At 46.5% G+C, this 19134-nt stretch carries 14 protein-coding genes and 3 pseudogenes; 5 read left to right on the top strand and 12 right to left on the bottom strand.

What is annotated here, in order from left to right:
- Positions 1–237 precede the first annotated feature (237 nt).
- The 10 genes and pseudogenes from G506_RS0112510 to G506_RS0112465 form a co-directional block, all read right to left on the bottom strand.
- Complete coding sequence (locus G506_RS0112510) at positions 238–1275, bottom strand: IS110 family RNA-guided transposase (RefSeq protein ID WP_028116867.1); 1038 nt, start codon at positions 1273–1275, stop codon at positions 238–240.
- 83 nt (positions 1276–1358) lie between these two features.
- Positions 1359–1937, bottom strand: a pseudogene (locus G506_RS20740) (IS1595 family transposase); the annotation flags it as partial.
- A gap of 66 nt (positions 1938–2003) precedes the next feature.
- Positions 2004–3301, bottom strand: a protein-coding gene (gene tnpC, locus G506_RS0112500) for an IS66 family transposase (protein ID WP_156904897.1) whose coding sequence is annotated in 2 segments (ribosomal slippage) — positions 2004–3118 and positions 3118–3301 — 1299 coding nt in all. Because the reading frame shifts where the segments join, the coding sequence is not laid out codon by codon here.
- A gap of 132 nt (positions 3302–3433) precedes the next feature.
- Positions 3434–4564, bottom strand: a complete 1131-nt coding sequence (locus tag G506_RS0112490) for a glycosyltransferase family 4 protein (RefSeq protein WP_169628109.1) — start codon at positions 4562–4564, stop codon at positions 3434–3436.
- 10 nt (positions 4565–4574) lie between these two features.
- On the bottom strand, positions 4575–4955 hold the full coding sequence (locus tag G506_RS20735; protein WP_169628108.1) for an acyltransferase: 381 nt from the start codon (positions 4953–4955) through the stop codon (positions 4575–4577).
- A 182-nt stretch (positions 4956–5137) separates the two neighbouring features.
- The gene (locus G506_RS19660; RefSeq protein WP_051202107.1) at positions 5138–5917 is read right to left on the bottom strand and encodes a glycosyltransferase family 2 protein; all 780 of its coding nucleotides are present in this window, start codon (positions 5915–5917) and stop codon (positions 5138–5140) included.
- Positions 5914–6390 (bottom strand): acyltransferase, encoded by a 477-nt coding sequence (locus tag G506_RS19655; RefSeq protein WP_051202106.1) that lies wholly within the window; start codon positions 6388–6390, stop codon positions 5914–5916. The genes G506_RS19660 and G506_RS19655 overlap by 4 nt, the downstream gene beginning before the upstream one ends.
- Positions 6380–7603 carry a lipopolysaccharide biosynthesis protein gene (locus tag G506_RS0112475; RefSeq protein ID WP_028117157.1) on the bottom strand — a complete coding sequence of 408 codons (1224 nt, stop codon included), beginning with the start codon at positions 7601–7603 and terminating at the stop codon, positions 6380–6382. Before G506_RS0112475 ends, G506_RS19655 begins: the two co-directional genes overlap by 11 nt.
- Positions 7603–8814, bottom strand: coding sequence for a hypothetical protein (locus G506_RS0112470; RefSeq protein WP_028117156.1), 1212 nt, complete (start codon positions 8812–8814; stop codon positions 7603–7605). The genes G506_RS0112475 and G506_RS0112470 overlap by 1 nt, the downstream gene beginning before the upstream one ends.
- Before the next feature lie 10 nt (positions 8815–8824).
- The gene (locus G506_RS0112465) at positions 8825–9931 is read right to left on the bottom strand and encodes a glycosyltransferase family 4 protein (protein ID WP_028117155.1); all 1107 of its coding nucleotides are present in this window, start codon (positions 9929–9931) and stop codon (positions 8825–8827) included.
- Between the two features lie 90 nt (positions 9932–10021).
- Between G506_RS0112465 and G506_RS19650 the strand changes: the two genes are divergently transcribed.
- The 5 genes and pseudogenes from G506_RS19650 to G506_RS0112435 all read left to right on the top strand — a co-directional run bounded on the left by G506_RS19650 (position 10022) and on the right by G506_RS0112435 (position 15565).
- The gene (locus G506_RS19650) at positions 10022–11038 is read left to right on the top strand and encodes an ISAs1 family transposase (protein ID WP_420806092.1); all 1017 of its coding nucleotides are present in this window, start codon (positions 10022–10024) and stop codon (positions 11036–11038) included.
- A 209-nt stretch (positions 11039–11247) separates the two neighbouring features.
- On the top strand, positions 11248–12441 hold the full coding sequence (locus G506_RS0112455; RefSeq protein ID WP_028117154.1) for an IS4 family transposase: 1194 nt from the start codon (positions 11248–11250) through the stop codon (positions 12439–12441).
- Positions 12442–12467: 26 nt separating this feature from the next.
- Positions 12468–13436, top strand: a pseudogene (locus G506_RS19645) (IS481 family transposase); the annotation flags it as partial.
- Positions 13432–13575 (top strand): annotated as a pseudogene (locus G506_RS21320) (IS1595 family transposase); the annotation flags it as partial. The pseudogenes G506_RS19645 and G506_RS21320, both read left to right, overlap by 5 nt.
- Before the next feature lie 886 nt (positions 13576–14461).
- Positions 14462–15565 (top strand): phosphoribosylaminoimidazolesuccinocarboxamide synthase, encoded by a 1104-nt coding sequence (locus G506_RS0112435; protein ID WP_028117153.1) that lies wholly within the window; start codon positions 14462–14464, stop codon positions 15563–15565.
- A gap of 83 nt (positions 15566–15648) precedes the next feature.
- On the opposite strand, the gene G506_RS0112430 is transcribed toward G506_RS0112435, so the two are convergent.
- Entirely contained in the window at positions 15649–17700 is a 2052-nt protein-coding gene (locus G506_RS0112430) for a YjbH domain-containing protein (RefSeq protein ID WP_035387317.1), read from the bottom strand.
- A 158-nt stretch (positions 17701–17858) separates the two neighbouring features.
- Positions 17859–19127 carry a NupC/NupG family nucleoside CNT transporter gene (locus tag G506_RS0112425; protein ID WP_028117151.1) on the bottom strand — a complete coding sequence of 423 codons (1269 nt, stop codon included), beginning with the start codon at positions 19125–19127 and terminating at the stop codon, positions 17859–17861.
- Positions 19128–19134 lie beyond the last annotated feature (7 nt).

The following is a 19134-nucleotide window of genomic DNA, read 5'->3' as shown; positions in this document are numbered from 1 at the left end:
ACCATATATGGACGCCCCGTTAGCAGCAAGCTTTGATGAAGATTGGTTCGCGACCATATATCCGGCGTCAATATGGTACTGCTATCGTACCGCGCCATGATGAAATCCGAACCCTGGTTCCTTATCACTACATCGACATCATCGTGCCTTGGTCAACGATAGGTTTTCCCAGGGACGGGTAACCGTTAGTTCATCAGTGCTTGCAAACTCAGGTTTTGCTGTCAGCTAAGTCTCCTGCTAAGTGTTGGACGCAAACGCCAAGCGGGCATCAAAGTGCTGCTTGCTGTTCAATACGCCCCAGGCGATGCGCGCTAGTTTGTTGGCCAATGCGACGGTTGCTTTATTCTTGCCGCGGCGCTCAATTAGCCGTCTGAGCCACCGCCCGAGTCGGTCATCACGTTTATCTGCAAATCGAAGTACTGCTCGCGCACCGTGGATAAGTAGAACCCTAAGCTCCTTGTTTCCGTGTTTCGTTATGCCTCCCAGCATCTGCTTACCTCCAGAGCTTTGCTGCTTAGGGACTAACCCACACCAGGCGGCTAATTGTCTGCCATTTGCGAATTGTCCGCCTGAACCGATCTCACTTACCAATGCAGAAGTTATAACTGGGCCAAATCCTGGAACCGACATAAGTTCTGAGTATCCGGGTTGCTGTTTGCAAAGCTGATCTATTTGCTGATCTAAAGCTGTGACATCGATATCTAGCATGCGAAGGTCATCCAAAAGGTCACTTAGCAAGCTTCGGAGGATCCTTGAAAACCCATTCTCGTCATCAGCCAATGCATCCGGAAGAGTTTCTCTGAGCCGCTTTATGCCCAGTGGGAATATGACACCGTATTCTGCAGACAACGAACGAATTTGGTTCACTATCGCCGTGCGATGCTCAACGATACGGCGCCTTACACAGCGCAGTGCTTTGATGTCTTGCTGCTCAACCGTTTTGACTTCCACAAGGTGGATCTCTGGCCGTTCAGCAGCCTCACAAATCGCCAAAGCATCATTGGCATCGTTCTTCTGTTTGCGCGTGAAAGGTTTTACTAGCTGAGCCGGCACGAGCGCTGTTTTATAGCCCATGGATTTAAAGGTACGAGCCCAATAGTGAGAAGAGGCACAAGCCTCCATTGCGATTAGCGTACCTTCCGGAAGCTGACGGACTTCATGCAGCAACTTATTCCGACGAACCTTTCTGTTCCGTTGTACCTTGCCATCTTCACGTAAGACACAAACTTGAAAGATGTCTTTTGCTAGATCGATACCAACTACCTTAATCTTCATGGTGGACGCTCCTTCAGCGAATTAAGCAACTCAACTGCTTAATTCTGGCGCATTACGACGCCGTTTCACGGAGGGGCGTCCATCACATCACTACATTCTACGCTTCTAAAACAGGCTAAACCATCAGATAAAACTAGGCTCTTTGGAGCAAGATGCTTCTTTGCCCACTCAGTCAGCTCAGTGCTTCGGAAGCATTTAACCACACTAAACCGCATTTGCATCGGGTGTCCTTTCTCATTGAGCGCTACGGCTGCAACGAAAGGTCGCTTACCCTTGGCTTGACGCCCTTTGGAGCCTCGCCGTACTCCGCCTCAATAGGCATCATCCATTTGTACCCAGCCCTCTAGCGGCTGTTGGTCATCGCGCTCTTTCATGGCCTGCATCAGCTTGTGCTTGATGCGCCAACCGGCATTGTAAGAAACCCCAAGTTGCCGAGAAAACTCCAATACCGATGTCCCATTCTTAACTTGCGTTATCAGATAGATGGCTAGAAACCATATGGTTAGAGGCAATTTGGTGCTTGCGAAGATGGTGCCTGCCGTTAGAGAAGCTTGATGGTGGCACTTATTGCATTGATAAACCGGTCTGGCTGCCAGCTTGCAGTGTTTGGGGTGTCCACAGTTTGGGCACTTGAAGCCGTCCGGCCAGCGGAGGTTAAAAAGATGGTAAGCGTTCACCAGACCCCTCTTGTAAAAAAGAGCTGGGCATGCAGGAAGGCTTGACCGCCGTTAGACGGTCAAGTTGAACACTTCGGGGGCGTGTTGCTTGGCCATGGCGGCCGATATCAGGCCGTGCAGTGTCGCCAGCGGTGAGAGCTCTTGAACTTTGCACGTCTCGATTATCGATAACACGCGCGCTCTAAACTTATCGCCTCGGTCGGAGGTCGTTCCAAAGCTGATTTTGCGCAGGATAACGGTGCCTCGCAGTCGCCGTTCGGCTTCATTGTTAGTGAGCGACAGTCCGGGATGATTTAAAAATACCCATAGTCCAGCCTCTTGCCCCAGAATCGATTTACAACGACCTGCATAACGCGACGCTGGTACCGCCAATCCTTGCGCTAGCCAATGATTGAGTCGTTTTCTCAGGCTCTGCATTCGGCGTCGCCATCGCTCTTCGTTTATCTCGTGCTCCTCAAAGCGATGCTGTACTCGAAATACCGCCTTACTCAGGAGCGTTAGTCGCTGACCTATCTTGGCGGTTAAGCCTTTACCGGCGTAGTCGGCCATTTGCTGCAGGTTGCGAACGATGTGGGCCCAACAAAACTGATGGCGCTGCGCCGGCAACCAGTTGTAGCTGGGGCAGCGGTCACTGATAACGATGCTTGATGTGTCCGCCCCTAACAGGAACTGCGCATCTTGCTGTGACCGGCTTGAGCGGATGGCTTGAAACACCGCTTGGCCGGTGACCGCTAGCCAAAACCAACGCGTGCGGTTTTCGCCATTGCGGTGGTGGCTGGTTTCATCAGCATGCACCACATCCGCTTGCTTTACGCGTTGGTGCAATGCTTGATGAGTCGGCGTCAACATACTGCTGACTTTGCCTTGGGCTTCGGAAATCGCGCCAACGGAGAAATGCACGCCATAGGTGTCTTTCAGTAACCGCTGGATTTTGCGCACACTAAGGTGATACTCGCCAGCCAATACCGCGATATAGCTCAACAGCCTTGGCCCCATCTGTCCTTGCGGCATAGTGTCAGGGCGTTTGGCTTTGACTACGACATCGCAGCCACAGCAACGGCCATCAACCAGTTGATATTCGGTGCTGTCCAGCAGCGCTAACGGTCGTTTGTGTCCCTCGTGGCCTGGTTGAGCGCCGCGCTGATTTGCACTACGAGGGCGTTCAGCTTTTTTCGCTCGGCCTTGGCTGCCGGTGTATCGGCAGAGGGGGATTTCGAGGAATTCCGTGAACTGGTGGTCAGTTTGTCTTGGTAATGCCTAAGCTGCTCCCAGAGTTCTCGTATCAGCACGTTGGCTTGCAATACGTCAGTGAACTCTGGCGGCTCTTGGGCAAAGTTTTTCTTTTTCATGCCGTCCATGCTGGCATCGAAAACGATCGTTCAACCCCAATCAGCCCGAACCTTGTCGATCATCAATCGATCTTGTCAAGGGAGGGGGGGGCTGGTGAACAGATACAAATTTTAAAGTTGACTTAAGAAAAATCAAACCAAGGAGCTCAATTTATCTAATACATCCAGCCTAGATTGCAGCAGCACCTTCGAATTGAATTTATTTGCTGTTTCTGAAGAGTGTTTTGCCAACTCATCATAATGCGTCGGGCATACCATTGCCTTAAAAAGAGAGTTTGCCAATTGTTTACTATCACAAGGAGCGAATAACGCTGCTTCTAACAGAAGTTCAGGAATCCCTCCAACGTTAGAGCCCAAAGCAGGCATCCCTCGACTCATTGCCTCAATCAACGAGCGCGGTAAGCCTTCAGTTAGGCTCGGCTGTACATAGAAATCAATCTGGTCAAGCCAACCGATGACTTTGCCAGGATTGGAGAAAGTTCCCAAAAATGTAACCCACCCGGGTACATCACCGTTGCGCAACATGTATCCGTGACCGTTTCCACCAAGCACCTCGAGATTCACATCGACGCCTTTCGACCTGATCTGCTGAATTGCTTCAATCAAAGTGACTAGGCCCTTAATTTTAAGATCCGGATTACCAATCATTCCAACCGTAAAGCTAGACTTATTTATCCAGCGCCTAGGTAAGAGTACCTCATTAATAATTACATCAGATATCGCATAAGAACAACCTTGCGTTGCATATTTAGATTGCAAAAAATTTGACGTAACATAAGTCAATAACGGTATAGTCTCACACACATGAGCAGTTCTGAGTTCCAGAAATGGAGCGTAAATCTTTGCGAGGATATCACCACGATACCACAAACAATCAAAAGCACTTGCAACCACTTCAGCCAATAAGGGTTTACCTTCTTCCTGTGCAAGCTGGGCGGCAATAATTCCAATCTCACTAGGAAGCCTGACTATAACGGCATCAACTTTTCGAATATGATCTCGAATAACCCTTTTTAATACTCTTCGATTCAGTAATCCCCATAGCGAAGATGGGTTTTCAAGCCCGACAATATCCACTAAGTTTCCATTCGCTTGGTGGTAATTGTTATCGATACTTTCCACCTGCCTCGCCCGTGCAATGCAAGTGATGTGACTAAACTTCTCTAGATATACATCAAACTTTTTATAATCTAGCTTGCCTGGGGAATAATAATTTCCACGATAAAAAGAAAATACATGATCATGACAAAACAGCAATTTCATATCTGACCCGCTATATGCTTTTGATCTTCTTGACGGGCACGCCTGCATACAAAGATTTTCCATCCAAGTGGCCTTTTACTACACTACCAGCCCCAATCACTGAGCGCATAGCGATCTTCGAACCTGATAACACTACAACATTGGCACCTAGCCATACATCACTACTAATTGATATTGGTGCTGTCCTCAATGTATTATATTTAATCGGAAGATCGTGTTCATCATAACCGTGCTCAAACGATACTAATGAACAACGATGGGCAATCGATACATTATCTTCAATCAGAATTCCACCCAAAGCGTCGATGTATCCATAATCATGAATACTTACATTACGACCAATATTCAGTGCGCTCGGGTTTTTTAAAATGACGCCTCGACCAATATACACATTATCTCCTACACTCTCACACAATGTTCGAATTGTAATGTATCTAAGTAGAACACCCAACTTAGTTGGAAACATCGAAAACAAATCAAACAATAATTGACGTATCGTTCTTGGAAACAAAGAAACGATCAGAGTTGATAAAGTTACCATTGGTTTAACCAAGCTAAATAACTTTCTTCCGTTCATGAATAAATTATTCTCTTAAAAACTGATAGTATTCGTTTTTTTAAATATCCGCTTGCTGGAATGAGATATCTAGCACTACCAAAGTGTTCGAACGCTATTTCGATAGCATTATTAACTTGATTACTGTTGGCACTCCGTCCAGATGATTCAGCATCCACGCGCAATCTATACAACACTTCATTGAGAAATGCAGCATTGTACTTCCCTGACTTAGCGAGTCGACATAGAAAATCATAATCTTGGGCAGTACGATATCTTTCATTATACCCCAATTCCTCAAATACCTCTTTTTTACCAAAAAAGGTTCCATGAGTATAGGAATTACCAAATTTTAGGTAACCAGCAGAAAAGCTTTTTTTATTATGGCTGACAAATGAAGGAAAATATCCTTTCACTCCATGCTCATCAAACATTTCACTTTTTGCGCACATAAAGTCTAAACAATTAGCTTCCAAATAGGCCAAAGAGCGCTCAAGTCGGTTAGGCAAAGATATATCATCAGCATCCATTCGGGCTATATATTGACCTTCAACCAGTGATATTGCCCGATTGAGGGACTTAGTAAGGCCACAATTTTCTTGATAATAGTAACGTATATCTAACTCTTTCTTTTCGATATACTGCTGAACTAGTTGAACTGTTCTATCGGTGCTTCCATCATCAATTAAGATAACTTCAAAATCTTTAAAAGACTGGGCCTTTAATGAGTCCAGTGCTTTGTCTATAAATTTGTCTGCATTATAAGCACACAAGATTACCGATATCCTCTTCTTCATGAGAGCACTCTAATTACCTTTGCCGGAACTCCGGCGACAATCACGTTGGATGGTACATCTTTACTAACCACTGCGCCAGCAGCAACAATAGATCCACTATGTACCGTAACTCCAGGCAAAACGATTGCTCCAGCGCCGATTTGGCATAAGGCCTCAAGAACTACTGGTTTTGACAGGTGTATATCCTCAATGCCCTTGTCTTTAAGTTTGCTACTATCCAAATAGGCCGTAATAATCTTTGCATGAGCTGAAATAGAAACGTTGTTACCAATATCTACAGGGGCATGACCACTAATATAAACACCCTCATTTAGAGTGCAATTTTTTCCAATGGTCACGTTCGAAGGGTTTTCGATTACAACCCTTCCGAACACTTCAAATTTCCCACTCCCTTTCGACACAGCCCTCAAAAGACTTTGACGACGCAGGCGTACAATTATTTTCTCAAGATAATCATATATTTTAAGCAACATGATTCTTTCCAATTGTTTTTTTTAAAAATAGGAACAGCATAACATAATAGCTAATTACATAGGCAATGATTAGGGCAGATGGCATACTAAAGACAAGAATTATAGCTGCTGCCACTGTGATTGTTAATGAAATTAATACTGACTGCCTTACAGCCTTTCCATTGCCATTTAAAACTAGATTTTGTGACAATAATGCATTCAATATATGGGGAATTAATGAACCCAGAAAGACCATTGCGTAGTGCAATTCATCTTGTTCAATTTCCCCGCCAATTATCCCAATATTAACGAGCCATTGAAGACAAAGTACTGATAAAAAAGTAATTAAAATAGCATAAATCACTAATGCAACTAATGTAGTTATAAATGACTTATTATATTGAGTTATGTTTTGCTTTTTTAGTTTGGCAAAATATGGAATGACTGCTTGGCAAATTGGGGAACTGAAGTTCACTATCGCTCCAAGAAATTTTTGCACAAGACTTAAAGCACCAAATGCGGAAGGAGTCAATCCGAAACCAAAGAGATAGTTATAGAATGGCAAAATTATCGCACTACCGATCCGATATACGAATATGTCAAAGTTTAAAAATAACACCATCTTAACATATTTGTATTTTGGAGTCACTAACGAACCAATAATGGAACGTTCAGCAAAATGAATAATTCCTGGGATGAGATACATTACTGATACGATTAACGAGTAAATGACATAATCATCATTTCCCTTAACCATAAAAAACACGCTTAACAATGCCAATACTCTAGCTGGCAGAGAGGATAGCATCAAAAATCGATATCTATGCTTGGCTTGATAAAACCACTGAGAATTAAATACTGAACCAATAGCCACGAAAAAGCAAATTAGAACGACAGGTAAAAATTCTTTGGAGTAATATGGACTGAGAATTGCGATAGTAAAATATATTGGTAGAACAATTAAGCACAAAGTAAATTTAATTATCAAAGATGCACTGTAGTACCTATTTATTTTGACTTCATCACTGGTTACCGCCACTTTCTGAATACCGCCAACATTGAAACCAAAGTCAACAACTGTTGCACAGAACAATGCTATTGATTGAAAGTATGCAACTTTGCCGAAATTTGATATTCCTATATTATTAATGGCTATTGGTATCAGCGATAGAGGGACTAAAAAATCTACGGCCTTTAAAGCGCTAAGACTTATAATAGAGCGAAAAATGGACACTAGCCAACCTCAATATCACGCAATTGCCGTCCTAGTCTTTTGTTTTTTGAAACAACAAGACCCTGCTTTCTAATGACGTAAAGAACAGCCCATAGAATGGTCATAGAAAAAATGACATTACCAAAGTATGTTAAGCCATACCACTGCAATCTAAATTGCATTACGAAGAATGCGATAAACACTGGACTATAATATAGTTCCTGCCTAAATAAAAATCTGAACAGCACTCCATAAACATATCCAGAAATAACCACTCCAAAACCACCAGCAGCCATCATAGAAGCAGTATAGAATGTTCCTCCTCCAACATTATCTATATATTCTCGCAAAATCCATACAAAATTATAATCAGAACCCGCCCCTGATTTTGGAAGCAATGGAAGGTAAGACGAAATCACATTTATAATTGGCCTAAAGTCTGAACTTATGTTTTCATAATACCATGATGATGACAAATAAACATGCACGACATCAACTGCGGTACCAAAATTAGTGATGGCAAAACTCACTATCGAGAACAGTTCAGTAACATCTAGTGCTCCACCAGCACGATTGATTCCGCCATATATTCCTATTACTAAGAAAAAAGATACAAGTATCGCCAACTTATATAGAGAAACAAATGATGTTCCTTTCGCTATTATATATATCGCCGCAAACATCAATATAAAATCGACTCTCTCCCCATGGAATACCATGAACATTATTAATGCCGCAACAAGCGATAGCAAAACGTCAAATTTGCTAGAGTTACTTTTCGAGCAAACAATAACAGCAAAAAATACAACAACCAAACTACCAAAAGAACCAAAACGGTCGCTTCCAACCCCCCAAGCAGCAGGATAAGCTACTGGTAGCACGAGGATTAACATAACTAAAAAGAATACTCTTTGACCTACTGTCAAAGGTATTCTATGAAAACTGTAGTCGCGATCCCTCAACTTTCTTAACGAACAAACAAACAAGCAGTAAGAAAGTAAAGAATAAAAGCAAGCACTGCCCAATTGGGCATCATAAAAATCAATACCTACGTTTCTAATAACTCTAGTTGCTGGAATGCCAACCCATAGCCCAAACATAACCCATATAGGGTAAGCATAGATAGCCAAAGTAAGCTTTACAAAGGCGCTTTTAAAGAAAAAAAGCGGTGAAAATATAACCAGCCCGAATACCCAGAATGTAATTTCAGGCGAAAAAATAACATTCATCATTCTTAACTTTTTAAATTATTTTCAAATAACATTCTATAACAATTTCTTCTGAAAATTCACTTTCCACCTTGGCTCGTGATGCTTTACACATTTGATTCATAGCCTCAGGCGACAAGGAAAGAATATTGACTAACGAATCAACAAGCGTTTCAAGATCATTAGGTTTGCACAGGAAACCATTAACAGAATGACTAACGGTTTCTCTACAACCCACGTTATCTGTTGTGACGATAGGTTTACCTAAAGCTGCCGACTCCAAAAGGGACTTTGGTACACCTTCTCGGTAGTAAGAAGGCAAAACTACACAGTCCATCCGTCCAACAACGGAGGCTACATCATCAGTGGTTCCAAGATAATTGATATCCCCGGCTGCATGCCAAGCCATTATCGTTTTCTCACTGATTCCTGATGGGTTGGCCTCATCAATAAACCCAAGCAAATAAAATTCTGTCTTGGGATAGTTAGTCTTAACAGTCTTTGCTGCTTGAGCATAAAGTTCAACCCCTTTTTCCTTAAGCATTCGGGCAACCAGGATAAAGCGAGTGATTCCATCATCCTGAGCAGGGGTCACTTGAAATTGCTGAAGGTTTACCCCAGAGCCAGGTAAACGACTGCAACTGGTGGATTCAGAGATAATTTGTTTCTCTTTGAATATTGCCATATCATCCTCATTTTGAAAGAAGATATGGTCAGCCAGCGGCTGTGAAATACGATAGAGAAACCGTGCAATTTTTGAAGATACACTTTCATTGACAAACAGCGTGCCTAAGCCAGCAATATTGTTCACGACCTTTGCCTTGTTCGCTTTGGCAGCCAGAGTGCTGTAGATGTTGGTCTTTGGGGTAAAGTTTAAAACGACATCAGGCTTGATGTTTCGATAAAGCAGATAATAGCTAAAACTGGTTTTCATATCATTAATCGGGTTAGTACCACCACGATCCATATATATTTCCAGAAAGTCACAACCCATCTCTTTAAGTTTTTCGCCATAACCATCTTCCGGAGCAATAGCTGTCACTTTATGGCCAGCACCAAGCAACGCAATGATAGTGCCTTTACGAAAATTATAGATGTACCATGCCGTATTAGCGGATATTACAATATTTTTTTTCATCATTATTTGCTGGGTCCTCGATGCAGGGCAAGACCATGAATATTTATTGACCACTTTTGAGTCTGATTGACCCACAGAGCGGTTTGTGATCTTATGCTCTCTTTTTGGGAGCTTCAAAATGGTTATCGACGATATCAAAGCACACTTCAGCGTCATCCAAGATGCTCGACAGAGTGCGAAAATGGTGTCCCGGTTCATGACACTTTTGCCCGCCTGATCTCGACCATTGAACCAAAGGTTTTTCGGCAGTGTTTTCTTAGTTGGATGCAGGCAGTGCATCGCCTAACTCAAGGTGAGATCGTTGCCATTGATGGCAAAACCCTGCGGGGCTCCTACAACCGCGAAGATCGCTACAGCACCATTCACATGCTCAGCGCTTACGCGACAGCCAATCAGATGGTGCTAGGGCAGTTGAAAATCTCTGATAAAAGCAACGAAATCACAGCTATTCCTGAACTGATCCAAATGTTGGATCTGCGAGGCGCTTTGGTCACGATCGATGCGATGGCCTGCCAAACCAAAATTGCCAAAACCATAGTTGGACAGGGTGGCGACTACTTACTAGCAGTCAAAGGCAATCAAGAACGACTTGCCAAAGCGGTACGCGCAGCCTTTGCATCACACTGCAAAGCGACGGTTGATAAGAAACAATGGCAAACAGAACAACATCACGGCCGAGTAGAATCCCGTACATGCCATGTGCTCAGCTCAGAGCACCTAGAAGGCAACTTTTCTCGATGGAGCGGGCTCAGCAGTATTGTCATGGTCGAAAGTTTTCGGGCCCTAAAAGGCAAAGGCTCAACACTTGAATGCCGGTATTACATCAGTTCCAAAGTACTGACCGCAGAGGAAGCCAGCTACGCCATACGAGCCGATTGGGGGATCGAATCGATGCATTGGATCCTTGATGTGACCTTTGGTGAAGATGCGTGCCAGATTTATCGAGAAAATGCGGCGGAAAACGTAGCTAGCCTTCGTCATATGGCGCTGAACATGCTACGCGCTGAATCCACCAAGATCAGTATGCCGATGAAACAGAAACGTTGCCTAATGAATACGACGTTTCTTGAGGGCGTCCTTTGTGCTGGATTTTCATCAATGGCGAATTAATACACACTCATGCGGACGCCCTGGTCCTCGATGAATGGCTTGGTTGCTCCGCATCGAGATTCCTATATTCTCATGACTGGATAGCCAAGTTCATTCAGCAGCTCATAGACAGGACCTTTAGCCATAACCTAATAAAAAAACTAGAAAAAGGCTCTTGATGTGATCAGATTTAATCGCCAAAAAAAAACCAAGTCACAACCCAAGAGCCGATGTCCATTATCAATCCAACTCTAACCCTAACTCAACTGTTCGATGAAGCTTGGTTAAATAAAGTCGATGCGATTGCCGATCTACATCGCGCCTTTAATGGGATCCAGATGGACCTCGCGGCATCCGTGGCTTACAAGCCATTCCACAACCAGCTGCGAAAAACCGAATTTGCTCGCTTTATGGAAGCCGTAGTGGCGCAAGCCATTCGGGTGTTTAGCAACCAACTCAGCGCCGAGTTGCCGTCTAAGTTGAAGCAGTTCAACCAAGTGTTACTTCAAGATGGGTCGTCCTTTGCGATCCACCCCGATTTAGCCGAGATCTTCCCCAATCGCTTCAAAGGTAAGTCACCAGCAGCGGTTGAATGCCACATGACAATGTCACTACAGGACGAACAACCGGCAAAGCTGAGCATTTCAGCGGATACGGCATCGGAACGTCAGTTTTTGCCAGCAGCAGATACCCTGACCAATTCGCTGCTATTGGCTGATGCGGGCTACGTTGGCATTGAGTACATGAGCAATGTGCAACGCCATCAAGGCTACTTTTTGATGCGGTCGTCGAAGTTGTTTAACCCAACGATTACTCGAGCGTTAAACAGCAAAGGCAAGGAGCTCAAGTCATACGTCGGAATTAAGTTGAAGGCACTACAGCAGCGCCGAGGCCCCAAGGCTCAGGTGCTGGATTTAGACGTCAAATGGCCAAAGTACCAGTGCCGTATGGTGATGTTCTGGCACACCGAGGAGAAGCACTATCTGTGGTGGATAACCAACCTACCACGAGAGCAGTTCAGCGCCGAAGACGTCAACCGTCTATATCGCGTACGCTGGCAAATCGAACTGTTGTTCAAAGAGTGGAAGAGTTACAACAACTTGAAGAAGTTCGTAACTCGACAGCAACATATGGTTGAAGGGTTGATTTGGGCCAGTCTGCTGAGTTTGCTGATCAAACGTTTCATTGGCCGTGCGGCACAACAACGTCTGCAACGTCGATTGTCGCTGTTCAAAATCGCTAAATCAGCGCAGAACTGGTTTGAACCCATAATGAACTCGCTGGCATCAAAGTCATTGACCCAATTAACCGCCGATTTAGCTTGGGCGTTCGACTTTATATGTCAAAACTGTCACCGAGCCCAGCAGTCGAAAACCAGGCAGGGCAACAGTTTCGAGGCGATTTTGGAGGGGCTTAATGCTTAAGGTTCAGCAGCTAAGGACAGCAGCACATGCAGATTAAACTCCATGCGAATGCCACCACCACACCGAAAATCCGGAAACTGATCCAACAATCAACCAAGCCTGTGGCAGTACTCGCTCGTGAACTTGGTGTGGCTGAATCGACCATCCGTCGCTGGAAGCGTCGAACCACGGTAGATGACGGCTCCCATACCAAGCACAACTTGGGCACCACATTGAGCAAAACTCAGGAGTTCATTGTGGTGGAGTTGCGCAAGACGTTGTTGTTACCGTTGGACGACCTATTGGCATTAACCAAGCAGTTCATCAATCCCGATGTATCTAGGTCTGGGCTTGACCGTTGCCTCCGGCGCCACGGCGTTAGCAATCTGAAGGACTTATACCCTGAGACAGAGCCCAAACCGTCTCCAAAAGAATTCAAGCTATACGAGCCAGGTTACGTTCATATCGACATCAAATACCTGCCACAGATGCCAGACGAGTCTGGCCGTCGGTATCTGTACGTTGCCATCGATAGAGCAACCCGATGGGTCTACCTTGAAGTCCTGCCGGACAAAGCAGCCAAAACGGCGAGACGGTTTCTAAAGATGGTGGCTCGAAAATCCCCGTTTCATATCAAGACGGTTCTTACGGACAACGGTAAAGAGTTTACAGACCGTTTTTGCGCTACTGGGCAGCGGCAGCCAACAGGTAAGCACGAATTCGATTTAGAGTGCACCGAACAACACATTGAGCACCGACTTATCTCACCAGGAAAGCCGCAGACCAATGGCATGGTGGAACGTTTTAATGGCCGGGTATCAGAAATACTCAAAGCCCCCCGATTTGATTGCAGAGCGGATTTAGAGGCAACCCTGCTCAGGTATGCGCACGTTTATAATCACCACATACCGTAAAAAGCGCTTGGTCATACCCCTCCAATTGAACGATTGAAGGGGTACTATCGAACTTCACCGGAACTCTTTCGTGTGAAGCCCATTAATCATCGGGGACCTAACAGGCTGGATGTACCGGTTCAGAGGCGTGGCAACGAAGTACCTAGGGAATTACTTGGGTTGGCACCGGATGCTTGATAGATACGGCAGAAAACTGGAACCAAAGGTGTGTCTAAATGAAGCTGCTGGATGGGTACAATAGTTAACTTAGACACAGCCTATGTTTCAACTGACGATTATTACCAACGCGGATGAATTTAAATGCGTTGAAAGTCCGCAACACCAAACCTCAGCGCTTCACCCAGCACTGAGACAGAAATTTATCATTTTGAGACAGCCGATTTGGCTGGAGGGCGCATCAGCGCTAGCAATGGCGTAATTGTGAGCAGCGGTCCCAATAGGCCCCAAAAAAACCTCGAAGCGAGTGTACGCAACCGTTGAATTCAACGGCAAACCAACCTCAGTCCTCTTTTGCACAAAGTAAGTAAACGCAAACCAGCAACTCACTGATAAGTAAGCAATAAATTTTTATACTCTCACTTATCAAAACTAAGCTCCGCCATTAAATACGCTTTGATGCAGCCGGAGCACGCTGTGCCACCAGCGCTCGCTGATAATCATGCTAAAAATGATGTTGCGAAGTGCGATAGGAAGAGGCTTGCTCACCAAAGTAGGGATGCCTAAATCACGGGCGCAGATGATATCAGGATTAAAACGCGCTGACAAAATGTCAGATAGTTAACAATTGCAATATAAACAAGAAGTTAATAGGTATGATGACATTTATTATCGAATAAGCATTCGGATATAAAAGAATCAAATTCATACTTGGGATTAGCTTCAAACTCTAGAAAAATGGCAACATGCATCGCCAATCCGTCAAATATTTGAATGGTTAATCCACTCATGCATCGGTTTACTAGCTCGAGAACTTTGCAAACTTTACTGATTTAAGAACGCTCTGTTTTTGTTGTTTTTGTCCGCAACGCTTTTGATATCATCGCTGCGCTGCTCATCGCTGTGGCTCGCCACAGAACAACAATCACTACACGATGACGGCCCCTACCCACTTACACAGGACAGTGACTATGAGTCTTGCCGATCAGGTTTTGGCCATTAACAACGATCTTCCCATCCGCACTGATAAGCCGGTTCATTCCGGCAAGGTTCGCTCGGTTTACTGGTTAACCGAGGCCGACAGCGCCCGTTTGATTCAACAGCGTGGCTACGATGTTGCAGCCGACGCGCCACTGGCAATCATGGTGATCTCCGATCGGATCTCGGCGTTTGATTGCATCTGGCATGGCGAAGGTGACATGCGGGGTGTTCCAGGCAAAGGCGCAGCACTGAATGCCATCTCTAATCACTGGTTCAAGCTGTTTAAAGAGCACGGCTTGGCAGACAGCCACATTTTGGAAATTCCTCATCCATTTGTTTGGATCGTTCAAAAAGCCAAGCCAGTAATGATTGAGGCGATTGCTCGTCAGTACATCACCGGTTCGATGTGGCGCGCTTACAGCAAGGGCGAACGAGATTTCTGTGGTATCCAACTGCCAGAAGGCTTGAGCAAAGATCAAATGCTGCCGGAATTGCTGATCACCCCCTCCACCAAAGGCATTTTACAAGGGATCCCTGGGGTACCTGCTCAAGATGACGTTAACATCACTCGGCAGAATATCGAGGACAACTATGCCGCCTTCAATTTCAAGCAATCGGCTGATATTGAACGCTACGAAACCTTGCTAAAAGAAGGGTTTGAGCTGATCAGCAATGCACTGGCGGAATTAGATCAGGTATTCGTTGATACCAAATTCGAGTTTGGCTACGTCACCGATGCCGCTGGCAATGATAAGTTGATCTACATGGATGAGGTCGGCACCCCTGATTCCTCGCGGATTTGGGATGGCGCCGCCTACCGTGATGGTCAAATCATTGAACAATCCAAAGAGGGCTTCCGCCAACAGCTGCTTAGCCACTTCCCGGATCCCGATATTCTGTTGAATAAAGATCGGATGGAAGAGCGCAGCGCGCTTGCTCGCGACAATGCGCTACCTGTCGAAGTGTTGATGCAGGTATCGAAAACCTATTTGGATATCGCTGAAAAAATCACCGGCCAAAAGATTGAACTGAGCGCCAATCCAAAGGCGGAGATCATCGATATTCTGCGAGATCAATTTGATTTGATCGTTTAAGTGAAACAAACCAAGGGGCCGGAGTTAACTAACTCTGGCCCCTTAGTTTTATTTAATGATTTACAATCCGCTGTTTGACGCCCTTATAAGGCGCTGTCGATATAACGCAGATAGGCGTTTCGCAGGCGAGTCTGTTGCTGTTGATAATAAGCCAAACCAAAACGGTCGCGCTGGTAATACTGCCGCGTTAAATCATGCTGTAGTGCCACGCGATTGCCCAAGCCCGTATTCAAATTATTGTGACTTTCACCAATCCGAGTTTGTACGCTGTGGGTGAACTGATCAGTGCCGCGCAACTGCAGATAGCGTGGCTTCATATCACGCCACCAGGTCAGCGGTATGTTGATTGATAACGTCAGGAACTGCTCACGGTCATCACTGCCTTGCGCTTGGCTAACCAAGTAACTTGCCCGCAGCGCCACATCCCCAAGCCAATGGGTCGACGTCACGGTTACCCCCTGATCGCCGCGCCAATACTCCCCCGCTTCAAGCCCCAATTGCCACGACCACTCTGGCACCTGCAAACTATAGCGCCCCAGCAATGTTTGCCGCTCAGTATTCAGATCTTGATGTTCAAAGTAACTGGCCTCCCAGCCGATCGCATGGCGACCGGTTGCGCTGGTCCAGCGGCTCTCATTTAAGCCACCAAGATAGTCCGAACGAATAAGCCCGGCCGAAAACTGGGTGGTGATCCGCCCATTCAATCGAAACGCTTGATGGAGCAACGCTCGATCAAGTTCGCTTTGGTGCTTAGCGTTGCGCCAAAGGCCATCGTCATAATCATCACTGCTGGCGATAGGTATCGTATAACGTAGATCAACCGCCACTCCTTGCCACAGGTTGGTATATAGATTGATCCCCGCCGCCAGTGAATAATCAAACACTCCATATTCCGTCGCGGTCGCGTGGCGCAGCATCGGCATCACAATCAGTTGGCTACGGCCAAAACTGGTTTGCTGCATCTCATCGCGCCATGCCACTTGCTGCAGCAAACTGGGCAGCCGATCATCACTGAAGGTCAAATCACCACAGCGCTGGCCGCTGGCAATAAACGCTCGATAACACTCTGATGAGGTACGCACCGCCAACATCGGCACACCATTGATCATTTGCACTAGCGTAAAGCGATCTCCACTGCCACTTGCCCCCAATTCAGCACGAGCATCCTCGCCCAAATAGCTAGAGATGATCCCAAGCGCGACCCCTAGGCCATCGGCTGGGTTGTGGTTGTAGCGCCGGTTTTCAACGGTAAATAATGGCTGGCCCTGATGCACCCCAACCCGCAGATTGATAAACCCCTCGTTCGTCAGCGCCTGCATTACGCTATCGATGGTCGCCGCATCAGCGTGCTGTTGTTGCAGCGCCAGCTTATCGGCTAACGCCAATGTCGGGGGTAACGATTGCGCTTGGGTAACCCCAAGCAAAGGCACGGACAATGAGGCTTGCCACATATCCTGCTGCGACGCATGGCTACTGTATAACTGATAGCCGCCACTCAACTGCATACCAAAGGGCAACAATCCTTCAGGGGTAAATAATTTGAACGCCGCATTAGTGCCGCCGCCATCGTGTTCCGCCAGCAACTGCATAAAGTCGAGCGGTTGATATTCAATGCCAGCAAACGGGCCATTGAGCACATCCAAGGTTACATCGGATTTACCGTAACCGGCGCTAATGCGCAGTGGCAGCGCCTGCAATTGGTAATCGGCAACCGCATAGTAGGCGCCGAAGTTATTAGCCGCGCCCTCAAGATCCTGTACCCCAAGCGCCAGATTCAGTTGCGGCGAGAACCATTGCGGCAACTGGTACTTGGCAGAGGCTGATAAGTCTCGAATGCCACAACCTTCGGTAAAGCAATTGCTGTCATAGTCACGGGTGACGATCCGACCATTGGCCTCAAATCCAGCAAACACTCCAGCGGCAAATTGCAAAGTATCCAAAGCACTAATCTGGCCACGGTAGGGTTGCCCTTGGGCAAAGCTAAACGCAAAACTGCCAGTATCCTGAACTTGTGCATTGGGGGTAAGCAACAACCCAGAAAACGCTTGCTGCGCCGGTAGAGTTTCAATGCCATCACCGTACGCCGATGTGCAAACGACCAGTAAGCCGCCAAGAAATGCCCTACCATTTGCCATAACCCACTCATTCCTTTGATTGTTTGTTATTGTTAACGTGCATCATCAACCATAGCAAACGCAAGCGACTGGGTCTTACCAATACCCTTGCCCTTAATGTTAATGTCAAAAAAAAGAGAGCCCACTTGGACTCTCTTTCTGATGACGGTCTGAAGATATTAATTCAAACCAACAAAGATCCCGGCGATGGTGGCGGCCATCAGGTTAGACAGAATACCCGCCAACAGCGCTTTAAAGCCTAATGATGCCAGTTCAGAACGACGGCTTGGTACCAAGGCACCGATGCCACCGATGGCGATCGCCACGGTACCAAAGTTGGCAAAACCACATAGGGCGAACGACAGGATCACTTGGGTGCGCTCGGTCATCGCTAAGCCAGTGGCTTCGACGATGGCATCGCCAGTCAGGTATGGCGCCAAGTTGATGTAGGCAAAGAATTCGTTGATAACGATCTTCTGGCCGATGAACGACCCCGCCAGCATCGCTTCATCCCAAGATACCCCCATCAGCAGCGCAATTGGTGCAAATAGGTAACTTAAGATCAGCTGCAGGCTTAACTCTTCAAGACCAAACCAGCTGCCGATGCCGCCCAAAATGCCGTTCAGCATTGCCACCAGTGACACGAAGGTCAGCAGCAGTGCGCCCACGGTCAGCGCCAGATACAAACCATTGATGGTGCCGGTGGTGGCGGCATCGATGATGTTGCTTGGTGGGGTTTCCTCGCTGCTGTCATCGGCGCGCTCATTGACCTCTTCGGTTTGCGGGATCAGGATCTTGGCGAACAGCAAACCACCCGGCGCCGCCATCAGCGAGGCCGCCAGCAGGTATTCCATGTTGATCCCCAACTGAGCGTAGCTGGCCAGCATGGTGCCAGCGATCGACGCCAAACCACCAGACATCACCGCGAACAGTTCCGAGCGGGTCATGGTTGGCACGTACGGCTTAATCAGCAGCGGCGCTTCGGTCACGCCTAAGAAGATGTTGGCGCTGGCCGACATCGATTCCGCCTTACTGGTTTTCAGCAGCTTTTGCAGCGCCCCACCCACCAGTTTCACCACCCACTGCATAATGCCCAGGTAGTACAGCACCGCCGACAGCGCCGAGAAGAACACGATGATTGGCAGCACCCGCAGCGCCAGCACAAAGCCACCGCTGCCGAACAGTTCAAACATCTTTGGGCTCACCAAGCCACCGAACAGGAACTCGATGCCGGTATTGCTGTAGCCAATGACGGTGGAGACAAAGTTGGCCATCGCCAAAATCACCGACTGCCCCATCTCGGAATAGAGAATAAAGCCGCCCAGCGCAAACTGGATAACAAAGGCCAAACCAACGGTACGGTAATTAATGGCGCCACGATCTTCTGAAGCCAGATACGCGATCAGCAGCAGAACAACAATGCCAACAAGGCTAAGTGCAATTTCCATGGGGGTA

This window comes from Ferrimonas senticii DSM 18821, from assembly GCF_000422665.1.
Lineage (GTDB): Bacteria > Pseudomonadota > Gammaproteobacteria > Enterobacterales > Shewanellaceae > Ferrimonas > Ferrimonas senticii.
Note: the sequence above shows the minus strand (reverse complement) of the source record. Positions and strands in the feature narration are given on the sequence as shown.